Origin of the sequence: Collinsella sp. AF11-11, from assembly GCF_003465485.1 — a bacterium.
Classification (GTDB): domain Bacteria; phylum Actinomycetota; class Coriobacteriia; order Coriobacteriales; family Coriobacteriaceae; genus Collinsella.
In genome coordinates this window covers 52,055-69,534 of record NZ_QSAS01000006.1, presented here as the reverse complement: position 1 = coordinate 69,534, position 17,480 = coordinate 52,055, and the positions used below count along the sequence as shown (strand labels likewise).

Below are 17,480 nucleotides of genomic sequence, written 5' to 3'. Positions count from 1 at the left end.
ATAAAGCACGGAAGGGTTGTGGGGATAATGGTTAACTATGGGTTTGGTATGCCGACGCGCTTGGTTGCGGATGGGGACGTGGCTCGCTGGTGCGGGCGATTGGTTGCCCACTATGGCGGCACCAAGACACTGGTCGTGCTGGGAGGCGACAAGCACACGCGTGATGAGCTCGTTTCGGCGGCGCTGGGCTCGCTCGATCGCGCCCTGCTCGAACGCGTGCTCTTTCGTTGCGGCTTGGTCGGGGGCGACGGGGGAGACGATTTGGTCGATGAGGCCGTAGCCCTGGCGACCGATGAGGGCGTGGACTTTGTCCTGGCGATCGGCGATGCCGATACGGCGGGCTTTGCGCGCGAACTCGCTCGTCGCATGGCCGTGCTCGATGCCGGCGAGGACGGCTTTGTTCCCTACGGATGCATCGTCTCCGAGGGAAAAGTGCCCGCCGTTGTGGGCGCCGGCGAGGTTCCCGTTTTCGCCATCATCGCCCCCGAACTGCTGGAGGGTATCGGCTCGCCCTTGCGCGAGCTGCTCGGCAGCGTGTGCGCCGCGGCCTAATATTTACCATAAAGGGATGGGTTATTTTTGATTGGTAAAGCGTTTGACCTGCCAAAATAAACCTGTCCCTTTTTGGTCGGTTGCCGTTTGGGGGCCGATTGGCAACGCTCGCTGATTATAGTCTTGACCTGCGCTAGAATAGTGGCATCTGAATGTCCGGGCGCATGGAGGCGTGCGCTCGTATGCTGAGGAGGACTCTATGGCAACTGTTGCCGCACCTATCGATGCTACGTCGACTGCCGCTTGGAAGGCGCTCGAGGCTCATCAGGAGAAGCTCGAGGCCGAAGGTATCGACCTCAAGGCCTGGTTCGCCGCCGATGCCGAGCGCGTGAACAAGCTGAGCTTTGACGCCGGTGACCTGCACTTCGATCTGTCCAAGAACCTGGTGACCGATGAGACCGTCAAGCTGCTGTGCGATCTTGCCCGCGAGGTGAAGCTCGAGGAGCGCCGCGACGCCATGTTCTCCGGCGAGCACATCAACACCACCGAGGACCGCGCCGTCCTGCACACCGCGCTGCGCCGTCCGGCGAGCGAGAAAGGCCAGCTCATCGTTGACGGCCAGGACGTCGTCGCCGACGTGCACGAGGTCCTCGATCGCATGTATGCTTTCGCCGAGCGCGTGCGCTCCGGTGAGTGGAAGGGCGTTACCGGCAAGAAGATCGAGCACCTGGTGTCCATCGGCATCGGCGGCTCCGATCTGGGCCCGGTCATGGCTTACGAGGCTCTGCGCCCCTATGCCGACGCCGGTATCGACTGCCGCTACATCTCCAACATCGACCCCAACGACCAGGCCGAGAAGCTCAAGGGTTTGGATCCCGAGACCACGCTCGTGATTATCGTCTCCAAGACCTTCACCACGCTCGAGACCCTCACCAACGCCCGCGAGGTCAAGACCTGGATGCTCGAGCAGCTCAAGGCTCAGGGCGCCATCGATGGCTCCGATGAGCAGAACGCCGAGGCCGTGGCAAAGCACTTCGTCGCTGTTTCAACCGCACTCGAGAAGGTCGAGGCTTTCGGTATCGACCCGGCCAACGCCTTTGGTTTCTGGAACTGGGTCGGCGGCCGCTACTCCGTCGACTCCGCCGTGGGCCTGTCGCTGATCGTCGTGCTCGGCCCCGAGCGTTTCCAGCAGCTCCTCGAGGGCTTCCACGCCATCGACGAGTACTTCTGCAACACCCCGCTCGAGAACAACGCCGTTGCGCTGATGGGCCTGCTCAACGTCTGGTACGTCAACTTCTTCGGTTCCAAGAGCCACGCCGTGCTTCCGTACTGCCAGTACCTGCACCGTTTCCCGGCCTACCTGCAGCAGCTCACCATGGAGTCCAACGGCAAGCACGTCCGCTGGGACGGCAGCGCCGTGACCTCCGACACCGGTGAGATCTTCTGGGGCGAGCCCGGCACCAACGGCCAGCATGCCTTCTACCAGCTGCTGCACCAGGGCACCGTGGTGGTCCCGGCCGATTTCATCGCCTTCGCCAATACCGCCAACCCCGCAACCGACGGCGGCCAGGACGTCCACGAGCTGTTCCTGGGCAACTTCCTGGCCCAGACCAAGGCGCTCGCCTTTGGCAAGACGGCCGACGAGGTTCGTGCCGAGGGCACGCCTGAGCAGATCGTCCCGGCCCGCTGCTTTGAGGGTAACCGTCCGACGACCTCGATCTTCGGCGACACGCTGACCCCGTTCGCACTCGGCGAGCTCATCGCCCTGTACGAGCACATCACGTTTGTCGAGGGCACGGTCTGGGGCATCGACTCCTACGATCAGTGGGGCGTCGAGCTTGGCAAGCAGCTTGCCAAGCAGATCACCCCGGCCTTCCACGACGACGCCGCCAAGGCCGAGCAGGACGCTTCGACCCAGGCGCTCATCGAGTTCTACCGCGCTCACCGCAAGTAGGATTCGCTGCGAAAGCTAACGCATAGCCGACAAGGGCCCGTATCCGTTGGGATGCGGGCCCTTTGCTATTTGGATAGGATGGAATGTATCGGGAGGCGCCTCGACGGGCATCGCAATCGTCGAAGGCGCGTCGTTCATGTTTGGGACAATATGACATTTTTCCCGTTGCAAACAGCGCCGCCGTGGGTGTTCTGTATGATGGCTCAGACAAGGTTGCTCAATGACAGGGAGGCACATATGGCAATCAAAGCCATCGCAATGGATATCGACGGTACGCTCACCAACGACCAAAAGGTCATCAGCCCGCGTACGCGCGAGAAGCTGCTCGCGGCGCAGGAGTCGGGCATTAAGCTCATCTTGGCTTCGGGCCGTCCCGCATGGGGGCTGCACGCCTTGGCGCAGGAGCTCGACCTTCAAAACCATGACGGTCTGCTAGTTGCCTTTAATGGCGCGCATGTGGTCGATGCCCAGACCGACGAGGTGCTGTTCGATCAGGCTATGCCTGCCGACGAATTGCATCGCCTGATTGATCACCTGCGTAATTTTGACGTGATCCCTATGATTTCGCTTGGTCGCGATTTGCACGTCGAGGACTCGTACCATTGCATGATCACGCTGCCTGACGGCTTGCAGAAGAATATCGTCAAGTATGAGCGCGACGCGTGCGATCTTAAGATTCGCGAGGTGGAGAGCCTGCATGAGGTCGCTGATGCTTATCCCGTGGACAAGCTACTCACTGCGGGCGACCCGGCCTATCTGCAGGCGCATTACGAGGAGATGTATGCGCCCTTTACCCAGACGCTTTCGGGCATGTTTACGGCCGACTGGTACTTTGAGTACACGGCGCCCGGTATCGACAAGGCCCGTGCGCTCGATGGTGCCCTGCCCAAGCTTGGCATCGACGCCAGTGAGGTCGTATCGTTTGGCGACGGCCAGAACGACAAGTCCATGATTGAGTGGGCCGGCACCGGTGTTGCCATGGGCAACGCCGTCGATGAGGTTAAGGCAGTTGCCCAGATGGTGACCGCCAATAACAACGAAGACGGTATTGCGGTGGCGCTGGATAAGCTGCTGGGTTAGAATCGCCGATAGTGCATGATTCGGGCGTCCGCTTGCGGGCGCCCTTTTGTTGGGGAGGGTGCCGTGTCCGCATTTCCGTTCGACGCCGTTATCTTTGACATGGATGGCGTCATCGTCGATACCGAGTATTACTACCTGGGGGAGACTGCCGCGTTTGCCAAGGAGCTTGGGTTGAATCTGACTCAAGAGGAGTTGAATGGACAGGTCGGTACCTCGCATCAGTTCTTCCTGCATATGCTGGTCGATTGGTTTGAGCGCGCCGGTAAAGGGCACTTCACTGGCGAGGAAGCGTTGGCCCGTTGGGACGAGTGGGCGCATAAGCGTCCGCGCGACTATCAGGCTTTGATTAACCCGGGCGCTGTGGATACGATTCGAGAGTTGCCGCGCCGCGGCGTTCGCGTGGCGTTGGCGAGTTCGTCTCCCATGGACAGCATCGAGGAAGTACTCGATGCATGTGGTCTGTCGGATGCCTTTGAGTACGTGGTGAGCGGCGAACAGTTTAAGGAGAGCAAGCCCGAGCCCGACATCTACCTGCATGCGCTGGACCTGTTGGGGCTGCCTGCGGTCCGTTGCTGCTGCGTTGAGGATTCCGTTCCGGGCATTACCGCGGGTAAGCGAGCCGGCCTGACGGTCATTGCCAAGCGCGAGGAGCGCTTTGGCTTTAGCCAGGATGCCGCAGACAAGATTATCGACCAGCTGCCGGAGCTGCTGGAGCTTTCTTAGGAGCGCGGTAGTTGCGCGTTTTTCGGGTCTGATGAGTAAATAGCCGACATTTTGGTGCGACACCTAGCATACTTTAAGCTAATGCGGGCTTAAGGACTTGTTGAATGCCCCTAAGTCCGTTTTAGACTTAATTGTGCTTGGAGAGGGTATATGCCACCGACTGAAGGGCTAACTGACGGTAAAGCAGCGATACCGCTGTACCAACAGGTTATCGATATCATCAAAAACGAAATCAACTCCGGTGCCTACAAGGCAGGTGCGCGGATACCCAACGAATTCGAATTGGCTGAGAGCTATAAAGTTGGCCGCGTTACCGTGCGACGCGCTATTGAGGAGCTCGTCCAACAGGGTTATCTAACGAAGCGACAGGGGAAAGGCACGTTTGTCAATGCCCCCAAGCTCAAGCGCAAGATTCGCCAGAAGGATGACGTCCAGAGTTTTTCGGACGCATGCCGCGTTAACGGAATGGAACCGGGGGCGCGTGTCATTTCGAGAAAGATGCTGCCGGCGGATTCCACCGAAGCACAGTTCTTTGGTGTTCCCGTTGGAACTGACTTGATCTGCGTTGAGCGCGTGCGTACTGCCGATGGCGTCCCTGTCATGCTCGAGAACAACATATATGTTTACGAGGACAACGCCTATCTATCAACGGCACCTCTATCTAACCAATCCATTTTTGAGTTCGTGCGCAACCGGACGGGCCGCACGCCCGCGTTTACCGACCCATGCACGCTTGAGATCGCGTGTGCGTCGCCCGAGGTCGCTCGGTTGTTGGCAGTTCCCGTTGGCGAACCCTTGTTTTATATGGAAGCCTTCTTTTTCGACGAGCAGCGGCGGCCGTTTATCATCGGTCGTCAGCGGATCGTTGGGTCTCGCTACGTTTTTGACATCTAGGACATTGCGTATGAAAGCGCCCGGTGGATCATCTCACCGGGCGTTTCCATACCGTTCACGGCGCAAACGCAACCGTTCAACCGCGTTGCGGCAATCAGTTTGAAATTATCTTGATGGCGAGAAAAGCTGCTGGTAACCTATAGAACGTCATAGAACGTTTGCCTTGTGCAAACGTTGAAGCGAGATGCGATGCAGTCTCGAGTTCTTTGGAGGTATCTATGTCAGATACGAAGGCGAAGAAGACAAACAGACGTTTTAAGTTCAAATTACCGCATGTCTATACGATCATGTTCTTGCTGATCGTTGTCTTTGCGGTCTTGACTTGGATCGTTCCCTCTGGTCAGTATCAGCGCAAGACGATTTCGACAGCGGCGGGCGAGCGTGAAGTCGCCGTTGCTGGAACCTATGAACAGGTCGATAAGAACTACACCGATTCCGAGACCGGCGAGACCATCAATCTGGGGCAGGATATCTTCGCGGTCCTGCAAGCGCCCACTAAGGGCATCCAGGAGGCTGCCGACGTCGTTGCGTTCGTCTTATTGATTGGCGGGTCGTTCGCAATCATCACCAAGACCAACGCTTTGAATGCCGGCATGAGCCGTGTGATTAAAAAGCTCAAGAACAAGGACATCCTCATCATTCCCATCACGATGACGTTGCTGTCCATTTGCGGCACCACGTTTGGTATGTCTGAGGAAGCCCTGCCGTTCTATGCCATCTTCATTCCCATCATGATGGGTATCGGTTATGACTCGATGACGGCATTCATCATCTGCTTCCTTGGTCCTAACCTGGGATATTGCGCTTCGACCATCGATCCGTTTAATGTTTTGATCGCCCAGGGCATCATTGGCATCGAGGGCAATCCGCAACTGTGGCTGCGCGCCGTTTCTTGGGTCATCTTCACTGCCGTCGGTATCGCATGGGCCATGCGCTACGCCATGCGCGTCAAGAAAAACCCCGAGTCGTCCATTACGTACGAGGACGATAAGCTCAAGCGTATTGAGTTTTCCGTGACCGATGCCTCCATCGAGGAAGAGTTCACTACCCGTCAGAAGCTCGTGCTTATCGATTTTGCTTGCGGTATGGGCATTATCGTCTGGGGTCTTGTGACCCAGGGTTGGTACATGAATGAGATTTCCGCCGTGTTCCTTGGCATGGGTTTGCTTGCCGGTATCCTGGGCGGTCTTGACCAGCAGACGATTGCTGAGGAGTTCGTTAAAGGTCTCGCCGACTTTGCGTACGCCGCCATCGTTATCGGTATCGCTCGCGGTATTCTGGTCATCGCCGAGGGCGGCATGATCATCGACACCATCCTCCAGGCGCTCGCTACTGCGCTCGCCGGTGCACCCGCCGCCGTCTACACCACGTTTATGTATATCGTCCTTGGCCTGCTCTCTTTGCTGGTTCCCTCGAGTTCTGGCCTGGCGGCACTCACCATGCCTGTTATGGGCCCCCTGACCGAGCTCATGGGCCTCAATCCCGAGGCGGCCGTTACCGCGCTCCAGTTTGCCAACCAGACCATCAACACCATCAGTCCCGTGGCGGGCATGACGGTTGCCGGCCTTGGCGTGGCTAAGATTTCGTTTGGCCAATGGTGGAAGACCATTTGGAAGTTCTTCATCTTCATGGTCGTCTTTGGCCTGATCGTAACGGCAATTTCTGGCATGCTTCCGGCGTAGGTGGTTGTGATGTCTGATCGTTTGACGGTCCTGACGTCTAAGAGCGTCTTTACCGGTACGGGGGACCTGCCGTTTGAAGGTTTCGTAGCGGTCCGTGGCAATCGAATTGAGGCTGTTGGCACCAAGTGTGAGCTAGCTTCGTATTTGACCCAGGCGGACGAGGTAGTTGACCTGGGCGACCGCACCGTCATGCCTGGCCTGATCGATGTGCATACCTTCTATACAGGCTGGGCGCTGCGGACGTTGGGGCCTGATCTGTCCGGCATCGCTGATGCCAAAGAGGCCGTGTCGCTCTTGCGTGCATGGAAAGAAGATCATCCGGATTGCGCGGCGGCTTTTGGCCACAACCTACCCGAAACGTTGGCATCGGATGCCGAGAACGCAAATACGGCGGCTGTGTTTGACGATTGTTTTGGCGATATCCCTGTCGTCTGCTTTACACCGGGTGCGGAGACCTGCGTTCTCAATGCTGCCGCCAGTGCGCGATACGGCTTCACGCCCCAGGCGTGCTATGCCGAGAAGATCTGGCGCATGATGAGCGATTTCCTCGCGCTGTCCGAGGTACGTGTGGGGTATTCGGACTACATGAGCATGCTTAACGAGCGCGGCGTTACCGCCATCAAGGAGATGGCGTTTGATGACTACTACGGTTTTGCCGACGAAATGGCTCGCCGTGAAGAATCTGGCGAGCTGACGGTTCGCGTCTCTATGATGTCGCAGCCGGTGGGTGCCGGTGCAAATCTGTCGTATGCTCGCGAGGCACGAGAGCGCTTCCGGGGACCGTTCGTTCGTTTTTCTGGCTTCAACCGTATGACCGATCGCGGCGTATGGGCGGGGCTTGCCGAGATGATTGACCCCTATGAGGACACGGCCGATGCGGGAGCTGCCGGCAAGACGGTTGTCGAGGAGCCCGAGTGGGATCTGATTGAGAACGAGCTGCGCGCAATTGATGCTGACGGCTTCCGATATTCCTTGCATTGCCAGGGCGATGGCGCCGTTCGTCGCACCGTGGCGCTCTATGCCTCGCTGCCTCGAGACGAGCATGGACGGTTGCTTCGCCGCCATGCGATTACCGATCTCGAGAACTCTGATCCGACCGATCTTGTCGAGTTTGGCAAGTTAGGTGGAATTTGCGAGGTCTATCCGCAGATTTTGACGCTGGACCGGCGCGAGGATTGCCTGTCGATGATGCGTCGACAAATTGGCGAGACGCGACTTATGCACAGCTGGAATCGCCGCGGCATGGAAGATTCCGGATGCACGGTGTGCTGTGGTACGGATTTGCCACTGCTGATTCCGAGCCTGGGCGAGTCAATCTACAGCGCGTGCGGTGGATACTTCGACGATGGACTGCCCGTGAATGAGGCCAACGCGCTGACGCTTGTCGAGCTCTTGCGTGCTTGGACTGCCGGGGGCGCGTACGATCTGATGCGCGAAGACGAACTGGGTACGCTTGAGGTCGGCAAGCTTGCCGATATCTGCGTGCTCGATCGGGATGTGTTCGACCTCGATTATCGCGACGCACGCGATCTTTCGGTTGATATGACGATGTCGGACGGACAAATCGTGTTCGATCGAAATAAGGAGGCATAAGATGTCTGAATCCAAACCGACGCTGCGCCGCGAACAGATTGCGGGCATGAATATCCACTACATCATGTGGTCGCTCGATTACTTCCTTGATGTGCAGCAGCGTTTGGGCTTTGAGTCCATTGAGCTGTGGTGTGCGGAGCCGCATGTGACGCTCGACCACACGGGCTACTTTGAGGCTGAGGTCCTGGCGAAAAAGGCTGCAGACCGTGGGCTTAGGTATCGTACTCTGTGCCCCGAGAATGTTGTCTATCCTTGGCAGTACTGCGCACGCAAACCGCTGCATGAACAGCGCAGCCTGGCGTACTTTAAGCACGGCATTGAGCTTGCCGAGGTACTTGGGTGCGACCGTATGTCCGTCAACTCGGGCTGGGGCGACTGGGACGAGGACCGCGAGGAAGCCTGGAAGCGCAGCCGCGAGCACTTGTCCATTCTGGCGGAGTATGCCGGTGAGCACGGTCTGGTGCTTACGATGGAAAGCCTGCGTCCCGAGGAGAGCAACCTTGTAACGACGGTTTCCGATGCGAAGCGCATGATTGACGAGGTCGCGAGCCCGTACTTACAGCCCATGGTTGATACAACCGCGATGGGCGTTGCGGGCGAGACGCTCGAGGACTGGTTTGCCGCCTTTGGTGATGGGGCAATTCACGAGATGCACTTTATCGACGGTGACCCGTATGGCCATCTGGCGTGGGGCGATGGCAAGCACGATATGGACGCCTTCGTCGCCACGCTTAATGCCCATGGTTTCGATGGCATGCTGGGCCAGGAAATCACGGACGGGCGCTACTACGATGACCCGGCGGCGGCAGATGCCAAGAACATGGCCGCATTCGAGAAATATCTGATTGACTAAAACAACTATCGGTCACGCAGCCAACGTCATTGATTGCGGACCAAACAAGAAAGGAACTGGATATGAACGCACACGATCTGATCAAAGAGGCAATTGCCGAGAAGGGCAAGTTCGACAGCGTCTACTGGATTGCTTGCGGTGGCTCCATGATCGATTTGATCCCGGCTCATGAGCTTCTGCAGCGCGAGGCAACCACCTTCACTTCGCATATCTATACGGCTCGCGAGTTTGATATCATGCGCCCGCGCCGCTTGGGTGAGAAATCCCTGGTCATTGCTTGCAGCCACAGTGGCAACACCCCCGAGGTCGTCGAGGGCTGCGAGATTGCCCTTGCTGCCGGCGCTACGGTGATCGCCCAGACCGACAACGCTGGATCCAAGATTGACTCCGGCAAGTGGACCACGTGGGTCTACCCGTGGGGCGAGGGCGTGCCGCAGGCCGAGGTCCCCGCTGGCATTTCGCTGTCGCTTGCGGCCGAGCTGCTCGATCAGCAGGAGGGCTACGCCGATCTTGCCGATATGTATGCCGGTATCGCCGAGATGGATAAGATTCTTCCCCCGGCACGTGAGAAGGTAAATGCCGAGCTAGGTGATCGTTTTGCCAAGCTTTGCCAGGAGCACGAGTTCTTCTACATTCTGGGCAGCGGTCCCAACTTTAGCCAGACCTACGGTTTCGCTATCTGCTCTCTTATGGAGATGCAGTGGCAGCACTGCAGCTACATCCACTCTGCCGAGTACTTCCACGGCCCCTTCGAGGCTACTCAGGATGGCGTTTTTTACTTCCTGCAGATGGGCTCCAGCGAGTGCCGTGCTATGGACGAGCGCGCCCTTGCGTTCCTTAAGACGCATACCGATACGCTGATGGTGCTCGATGCCAAGGAGTACGGTATGGAAGCCGTGCCGGCGAGCGTCCGTGCCTATCTGGACCCGGTGCTGTTCTACGCCATGAACTGCGAGCTGCGTGCTGCACGCGGCAAGGTGTTTGATCACGATCCCGATTTCCGTCGCTATATGGGTGTTGTCGAGTACTAGAAGGGGCAAAGGCCATGGCATTTAACGTTAACGCGCTCGGATTTGGCGACAACGTCGTCGATCGCTACGAGCATATCCACACCATGTATCCCGGCGGCAATGCGGTGAACTTCGCCGTTTATGCCAAGAAATGCGGTGCCGCACGCTCTGCATACATGGGCATTTTTGGCAATGACGCCGCTGCCGAGCATGTCATTGCAAGCCTCGAGGATGAGGGTATCGAGCTTGACAAGTGCGAGCAGATGATTGGCGAGAACGGAGCGGCTCGCGTGACCGTCGTTGACGGTGACCGTGTCTTCCTCGGTTCCAACGAGGGCGGTATCCGTGGCGATGCGCGCTATGTTCTCGATCGCTTTGACCTTTCGTACATGAAGCAGTTCGATGTGGTTCATTCGGGCAACTATTGCTTCACCGAGCGCGAGCTGCCCAAGTTGAAGGCTGCGGGCGTCACGGTCTCTTTTGACTTTTCGGACGACTCCACCGACGAGTACTACGAGCAGATTGCGCCCTACGTCGATTTTGCTTTCTTTAGTGCGGCGGATGCCGCGAGTGAGGACGAGATTCGCGAGCGTCTGGCATGGGTGAAGGGTCTGGGTCCGCGTTTTGTGTCGGCTACGGCGGGCGCCGAGGGCTGCATCGCTTACGACGGCGAGCGTTATTACCGCCAGCTGGCTAAACCGGTAACGGACATGAAGGACACCATGGGGGCGGGCGACTCGTTCCTCACCTCGTTTTTGATGTGCTATCTCGATTCCGCCAAGCGTGGTGAGGGTGGCGCCGAGGCCATCGAGCGCGCGCTCGACTTTGCTGCCGGGTTTGCCTCGACCGTGTGCGGCATGGAAGGTTCTTGGGGCCACGGAGCACCAATCGTCGAATAGCTTAAGAAAGCGTACGGCGGTCTGGCTATGAGGCCTTGGACAGCCGATGCAAAACAATAAGCGAAACGCGAAAAGGGGGCTCGCCATGTGGTGGGTCCCCTTTTGAACATTGGAGAAGACCATGGGTATTAAAGCGTGTGCGGCTGGTTTTTGCTTTGCGGACGTCTATCAAAACATCGGCGTGTTCTATCCGACTGGTAATGGCATTGACTGGGGTATCCATCTTGCACGAATGGGCGTTTCGGTATCCGCCGTGTCGGTTGTCGGCAAGGACGAGTACGGAGACAAGATGGGAGAGGCGCTGGCCGCCGAGGGGTTTGATATCTCTCATCTGCGGGTGGAGGATGGCGACACCTCGGTGATGCTCATGGCATTGAAAGACGGCGTCGATCGCGTGCATCTCGAGGCAATCGATGGCGTAATGGAGACATATCGTCCGAATGAAGATGACCGGGCGTTTATCCTAGAGCATGACATCATTCATACCGACCTGTTTGGCAATTGTTTGGACCTCCTGCCCGAATGGCATGATGCGGGCAAGACGGTGGTTATGGACTTCTCGGTGTTCAGCCAGGATCCCGAATATGCATGCGAGGCTCATTTTCCTTACGTAGATTATGCGTTCATGTCGTTTGAAGAGGACACTCCGGAGCTGCGGGACTGGGTACGCCACGTGCAGGAATTGGGACCGCGCGTTGCGGTTGCCACGCTTGGCGAGAAGGGGAGCATTGCCTATGACGGTGAGCGCTTCTATGAGTGCGGGATCGTACCGGCGGAGAGGGTCGTTAATACCGTGGGTGCCGGCGATTCGTATATTGCCGGGTTTACCAAGGGCGTGATCGATGGCCTTGATATTTCGGCGTGTATGAAGGCGGGCGCTGAGCTGTCGTCCCGAGTGATTGGTTCGTTTGAGCCGTACTAGGGTCAAATGCCTGGAAAGGAGTACGAAATGGTTATCGACATGTTGGTCCAGCCCATGCTCTACGGCGAGATCTGTACGCCGGGTGATGAGCCTGATGGATTCGGTTTTTGGTCACGAGAATTTGGTATGGGGCATATGGGCCCTATGGATTGGGATGAGCTTCAAGTCGAGATGGACGTCTGCGACGTGCAGAAGAGCGTGCTCATGCCGCTCGATGTAACCACGGCATGCGGAGGGCACTTTGGCACCAATGACCAGATTGCCATGCTGGTTGCCGCGCATCCCGATCGTCTGTGGGGATTTGCGAGCGTAGATCCGCAGGTGAGCGGTGCCGCAGGCGAATTGGAGCGCGCCTTTACCGAGTTGGGGGCAAAGGGGCTTTGCCTGCATCCGGCAAAGCAGGGTTTTGCCCCCGAAGATGCCGTGGCCGAGCCGCTTTACGAGCTGTGCGAGCGCTATAACAAGCCGGTGGTTTTTCATGCCGGTATGTCTTGGGAGCCGGGTGCAGAGCTCTCGCGCAGTAACCCGCTTGCATTTGAGCACACAATCGCAACGCATCCAAATGTGCGTTTTAGTTTGACCCACTTTGGCTGGCCCTGGGTGCGCGAGACCGTGGCGATGCTGCTCAAGTATCCCAACTGCTACACGGACACTTCTATCACTTACATCGATTCGCCCGAGGAGATGATGCAGCGTCTTTTCACGGTCGATATGGGGCCGCTGTGGTATGAGCGCGCGCTATCGCATCAAGTGATGTTCGCCAGCAATACGCCGCGCTTCCGTGCATTCAAACTCAAGCGGGCGCTCGATACCGTGTCCATGCGCGATGATGCGCGAGAAAGGCTCTACTGGGGTAATGCCCTGCGTTTTCTTGAAGGAGATGAGTAAACATGGTGACGCTCGAGACATTGAGCTATCTATCGACTGCTCCGGACCAGTTCATCGATATTACCGAAGACGTGCACGCTGCCATCGAACGCAGCTCGGTGACCAATGGCTTGGCGGCGATTATTTTGTCGCATACGACCTGTGGAATCGTGGTAAACGAGGGGCTGCCCTGCGTGGAGACGGATCTTATGGAGACGCTTGATCGCATCGCCCCACTCGATGCCCCCTATGCGCATGCACACTTCCTGCCGAGCTATGGAGCCACCGGCAACAACTCCTGTGGGCATATCAAGAGCATGATTTGTGGAAACAGTTGCTTCTTTCCCGTCCAAGATGGCCACATCGTGTGCGGAAGTGCCCAGAACATCTATCTTGCGGAGTTTGACGGTCCGCAGAAGCGAAAGGTGTACGTCGAGGTGCTGGGGGAGTAACGTCCCTGCAATAACCCTATGAAGGAGCACGTTATGTCGTTTCTAACTTCGATGTTCAAGAACGAAAAGCCGGTTATCGGAATGCTGCACCTGCGTCCTCTGCCGGGCGATCCGCTGTATTACCCGGGCGGAAGCGTATCGCAGGTCGTGGAAGCCGCCAAGCGCGATCTCGAGGCGTTGCAGCAGGGCGGTGTCGATGGCATTTTGATTACCAATGAGCTCTCGATGCCCTATGAGCAGCACGTTTCTCCCTCAACCCTTGCATCGATGGGCCATGTAATCGGGACTCTGTCCCATGATTTGTCGACCCCTTGGGGAGCTGAGGCAATTTACGATGGTGATGCCACAATCGAGCTGTGCGCTGCCGTCGATGCGCAGTTCACGCGCTGCAATTTTTGCGGTGCCTGGGCCGGTGATCTCGGGCTGATTAACCGAGATTTCGCTCACACCATGCGTCGCAAGGCGGCGCTGCGCCTGGACGACCTCAAGCTTTTTCATTTCATCACGAGCGAGGGGGAGGTTTATCTCAACGACCGCACGACTGCGGACATTGCCGATTCACTTCTCTTTAATTGCCTACCGGATGCGATGGTCATCGGCGGTTCGGCTGCCGGTCGTGGCGCTTCGGGCGAGCTTGCCGATGGGGTCCGCGAGCGTGTTGGCGAAGTACCTGTGGTATGTGGCACCGGTTGTCGCGAAAATACCGTGGCTGACGTATTTGCTCACTACGATGGTGCGTTTGTCGGCACGTGCTTTAAGCGCGACGGAAAGCTGGATGCCCCGGTTGATGTTGAGCGGGTAGTTCGTTTTATGGCTGCCGCTCGTGCGGCGCGAGGGGAGTAGGCACCTATGGCGCTCTATCTGGGTATTGATATTGGGACAAGCGCCTCTAAAGGTGTTTTAATCGATGATCGATGCAACATCGTTTGCCAAGCCTCTTGTGGACACGAGACGGACAACCCGCGTGATGGATGGTATCAGCATGATGCGGAGGCAGTTTGGTGGGGCGATTTTTGCCGCTTGTCGCGCGAGCTGGTGGTGCGATCGGGGGTTAACGCGGCGCAGATTGGATGCGTGGGCCTTTCCGCATTGGGTTGCGACTGCGTGCCGGTCGATACCGAGTGCAACGCGCTGGCGCCCGCGATTTTGTATGGAGTCGATGCACGTTCGAAGCCGCAGATTGACGAGCTCCTTTCCGAATATGGGTCAGATCGCGCACGCGAGCTTTTCGGGCACGATCCCTGTTCGTCAGATATTGCTCCCAAGATCTTGTGGTTTAAGCAGAATATACCCGAGGTGCACGAACGTGCCGCGAAGTTCCTGACGGCGTCATCGTTTCTATGCGCAAAGTTGACGGGGCGTTTTACGGTGGACCGTTATTTAGCGGAGGATTTTCTTCCCCAATATGACCGCTACACTTGGAAGGTTGATGCTCGGGAATGTGCTCGTTTCTGCCGGCCTGACCAGATGGCGGAGGTAATGTCGGCTACCGATATTGCCGGGGTGATTACGCAGTGTGCGGCTGAGGCGACGGGGCTCGCGGCAGGGACACCTGTCTTAGTGGGAACGGGCGACTCTGGTGCCGAGGCCATTTCGACGGGTGTATTTCGTCCCGGCGATATGATGGTTCAGTTGGGGAGCACGGCGTATTTCATCTACCTAGCTGATCATATGGTCGATGATGCCCGCCTGTGGCCAGGGACGTTTATCATTCCCGGAACTTACGGGATCTGCGCGGGGACCAATACGGCGGGTGCGCTCACATCGTGGTTGCGCCAAGAGCTGTATCGCGACGCCGTGGAGGCCGAGGGCCACGGTGGCCCCGATGCATATTCGGTTATGGCGCATGATGCCGCCGATGTGGCGCCGGGTGCCGATGGGCTCGTGTGTCTGCCGTACTTTGCGGGGGAGCGTACTCCGCTCAACGATCCCGAGGCGCGTGGCGTCTTCTTTGGCCTGACCGGAAGGCATACGCGAGCCCATATGGTTCGCGCCGCCTTGGAAGGCGTCGCGTATACCGTTGCATCCCATGTCGACATTATCGAGCGAGAGCATGGACTGCCAATTGGGCGCATTATGCTTGTCGGAGGTGGAACCAAGAATCCAGTTTGGATGCAGGCTATCGCCGACGTATGCGGGCGCGAGGTCTCGGTTGCCAAGGTTACGGTGGGCGCATGCTTCGGTGATGCCATCATGGCAGCTCTCGCAGGTGGCGCCTATGCATCATGGGATGAACTCGCCCAAGTCCTTGGCGTTGCGCAAACAATCGTGCCCGATATGGCTGCCCACGAGTTATATGCGTCGCGTCGTCATATCTTTGACGAATTGTATGCACGCAACTGTGATCTCATGCACGAATTGGTGTAATGCTGCCGAATTGTACTGCCTTCCAATAGGGACTGCGTTGTGTGATTCGCATGTCCCTTGGCATTTTTTGCCCACAGGGGTTAGCGAAGGTCAAATACAGAGTGCGCATTTGCTAAAACTGCCGATTCGATGCGCTTTATGTCACAGTTTTTGAGTGAGGCGATGTGTTCCGAGGTCCTTGTGAGCGATCTGATGAGCGACTGCGCGCTTGTTTCTGTGTTTGGCTCGGCCGGCGCATCGGTCTCGAGCAGTAGACGGTCGAGTGGAATCTGTCGGGCATATTCACGTCCACGTTTAGACGCAAGCATGCGTTCGTTGACGGAAAAATTACAGCTCGCATTACGCGCGCGGACGAGTTCGTCCGAAGTGCCGCTAAACCAGTGGAAGATGATAACGGGGGAGTCGGAGTTTGGGATGAGTAGTCCATGCGATTCGAGGACGTCCAGTACGGCTCCCGCTGAACGAACGGCGTGAATTGATATCACGCGCCCGGTAAGAGGATGCTGCACGAGTGTATCGCAGAGCCGGTTAAGTGCCTGTATTTGTAGCAGCTCACTTCCAGCAAAGCGCGCGGAAAAGTCGAGTCCGACTTCGCCGATATAGCGCTCTTGGGCAGCAACTTCGCAAAACAGATTGACTTCGGCAGGACCGCAGCGGCCGTCGGCGAGCCACCAGGGATGGAGGCCGGCGCCCGCGATAATGTTTGGGTGGCGGCTGGCCCGCTTTTTTGCTGCCGCGAAGTCGCGTGGGTCGACCCCGCAGTCAAAGAGCCCCAGACCCAACGCCGCCGACTCGCTGGCTGCAGCATCGGGGCTGAGCATCAAATCAAGATGACAATGCGTGTCAAAGAATCGCGGTTCCATCGCAGGACATCCTGCTAGTCTAGGCGCTGGCCATCGGCGCGCACGCGCTCGGTGCCGCGGCCACTGATCTGACGGATAACCTCGCCGGCGATCATCTGGCCCATGATGGGCGGCATAAAACTGGCAGTTCCCAGCTCGGTGCGCTCGTGGATGTTGGAAGGGTCGCGGGGCTGTGTCTTAACCGATTCCTCGCAGCTAAACAGTACGAGCAGGCTCTTGATGCCGCGCTTCTTGCATTCTTTGCGCATAATGCGGCTCATGGGGTCACGTACCGTATCGAAAATGTCGGCAAAGCGGAGGCACTCGGGATGGAGCTTGTTGGCCCCGCCCATGGAGCTAACCAAACGAATGTCGTGGTCTTGAGCATATTTGGCAATGGTGAGCTTGGCCGAGATGGTGTCGATGGCGTCGACGACGTAGTCGAGCTTGCCGTCCGTCTGCTCCAAAACGCCCGCGAAGAAATCATCGATGTTGTCGCTCAGCAAGTATTCGGTGCGTTTGATAACGGTGGCGGCGGGATTGATGTCGTGGATCATGGCTTCCATCACGTCAACCTTGCGCTTGCCGATGGTGCTATGAAAGGCGATGGCCTGGCGGTTGATGTTGCTGGGCGCTATGATGTCCTTGTCCAGGATCACAAAATGGCCGATGCCGCCGCGCGCGAGCGCTTCGCAGCAGTTGGATCCCACGCCGCCACAGCCCAGCACCAGCACCGTGGCGTTGGCGAGTTTATTGAGCGCCTCGCGGCCCATGATGATCTCGAGCTTGGTGTCGCGTGTCTCGACGGGAGCTGCGGCTGCGGTTTCGGTCATAGATGTCCTCCGATGGG

At 57.8% G+C, this 17,480-nt stretch carries 17 protein-coding genes; 15 read left to right on the top strand and 2 right to left on the bottom strand.

Going from position 1 to position 17,480, the window contains the following annotated elements:
- The first annotated feature begins 27 nt into the window (after positions 1-27).
- The 15 genes from DWV58_RS05515 (at position 28) to DWV58_RS05445 (ending at position 15,788) form a co-directional block, all read left to right on the top strand.
- Complete coding sequence (locus DWV58_RS05515; protein WP_158551284.1) at positions 28-552, top strand: iron-containing alcohol dehydrogenase; 525 nt, start codon at positions 28-30, stop codon at positions 550-552.
- A gap of 199 nt (positions 553-751) precedes the next feature.
- The gene (gene pgi, locus DWV58_RS05510) at positions 752-2,446 is read left to right on the top strand and encodes a glucose-6-phosphate isomerase (RefSeq protein ID WP_117776446.1); all 1,695 of its coding nucleotides are present in this window, start codon (positions 752-754) and stop codon (positions 2,444-2,446) included.
- Positions 2,447-2,683: 237 nt separating this feature from the next.
- Positions 2,684-3,526 (top strand): Cof-type HAD-IIB family hydrolase, encoded by an 843-nt coding sequence (locus DWV58_RS05505; protein WP_199586008.1) that lies wholly within the window; start codon positions 2,684-2,686, stop codon positions 3,524-3,526.
- Between the two features lie 63 nt (positions 3,527-3,589).
- Positions 3,590-4,249: an HAD family phosphatase gene (locus DWV58_RS05500; RefSeq protein ID WP_316242585.1), complete on the top strand. Its 660-nt coding sequence runs from the start codon at positions 3,590-3,592 to the stop codon at positions 4,247-4,249.
- Positions 4,250-4,399: 150 nt separating this feature from the next.
- A complete protein-coding gene (locus DWV58_RS05495; protein ID WP_117776443.1) occupies positions 4,400-5,143 on the top strand; it encodes a GntR family transcriptional regulator in 744 nt (247 codons plus the stop codon).
- 218 nt (positions 5,144-5,361) lie between these two features.
- Positions 5,362-6,825, top strand: a complete 1,464-nt coding sequence (locus DWV58_RS05490; RefSeq protein ID WP_117716559.1) for a YfcC family protein — start codon at positions 5,362-5,364, stop codon at positions 6,823-6,825.
- 9 nt (positions 6,826-6,834) lie between these two features.
- A complete protein-coding gene (locus DWV58_RS05485; RefSeq protein ID WP_117776442.1) occupies positions 6,835-8,418 on the top strand; it encodes an amidohydrolase in 1,584 nt (527 codons plus the stop codon).
- A 1-nt stretch (position 8,419) separates the two neighbouring features.
- Entirely contained in the window at positions 8,420-9,271 is an 852-nt protein-coding gene (locus DWV58_RS05480) for a sugar phosphate isomerase/epimerase (protein WP_117776441.1), read from the top strand.
- Positions 9,272-9,333: 62 nt separating this feature from the next.
- Complete coding sequence (locus tag DWV58_RS05475; RefSeq protein WP_117776440.1) at positions 9,334-10,302, top strand: SIS domain-containing protein; 969 nt, start codon at positions 9,334-9,336, stop codon at positions 10,300-10,302.
- A gap of 14 nt (positions 10,303-10,316) precedes the next feature.
- Positions 10,317-11,180: a PfkB family carbohydrate kinase gene (locus DWV58_RS05470; protein WP_117629753.1), complete on the top strand. Its 864-nt coding sequence runs from the start codon at positions 10,317-10,319 to the stop codon at positions 11,178-11,180.
- 121 nt (positions 11,181-11,301) lie between these two features.
- Positions 11,302-12,102 (top strand): fructoselysine 6-kinase, encoded by an 801-nt coding sequence (frlD, locus tag DWV58_RS05465; protein WP_117776439.1) that lies wholly within the window; start codon positions 11,302-11,304, stop codon positions 12,100-12,102.
- Positions 12,103-12,129: 27 nt separating this feature from the next.
- A complete protein-coding gene (locus tag DWV58_RS05460) occupies positions 12,130-12,990 on the top strand; it encodes an amidohydrolase family protein (protein ID WP_233540516.1) in 861 nt (286 codons plus the stop codon).
- Positions 12,991-12,992: 2 nt separating this feature from the next.
- Positions 12,993-13,421, top strand: a complete 429-nt coding sequence (locus DWV58_RS05455) for a secondary thiamine-phosphate synthase enzyme YjbQ (protein ID WP_006234356.1) — start codon at positions 12,993-12,995, stop codon at positions 13,419-13,421.
- 33 nt (positions 13,422-13,454) lie between these two features.
- Positions 13,455-14,264: a BtpA/SgcQ family protein gene (locus tag DWV58_RS05450; protein ID WP_233540515.1), complete on the top strand. Its 810-nt coding sequence runs from the start codon at positions 13,455-13,457 to the stop codon at positions 14,262-14,264.
- A gap of 6 nt (positions 14,265-14,270) precedes the next feature.
- Complete coding sequence (locus tag DWV58_RS05445; protein WP_117776436.1) at positions 14,271-15,788, top strand: FGGY-family carbohydrate kinase; 1,518 nt, start codon at positions 14,271-14,273, stop codon at positions 15,786-15,788.
- Between the two features lie 80 nt (positions 15,789-15,868).
- On the opposite strand, the gene DWV58_RS05440 is transcribed toward DWV58_RS05445, so the two are convergent.
- A complete protein-coding gene (locus DWV58_RS05440) occupies positions 15,869-16,651 on the bottom strand; it encodes a TatD family hydrolase (RefSeq protein WP_117776435.1) in 783 nt (260 codons plus the stop codon).
- 14 nt (positions 16,652-16,665) lie between these two features.
- Positions 16,666-17,463 (bottom strand): ThiF family adenylyltransferase, encoded by a 798-nt coding sequence (locus tag DWV58_RS05435; RefSeq protein WP_117776434.1) that lies wholly within the window; start codon positions 17,461-17,463, stop codon positions 16,666-16,668.
- Positions 17,464-17,480 lie beyond the last annotated feature (17 nt).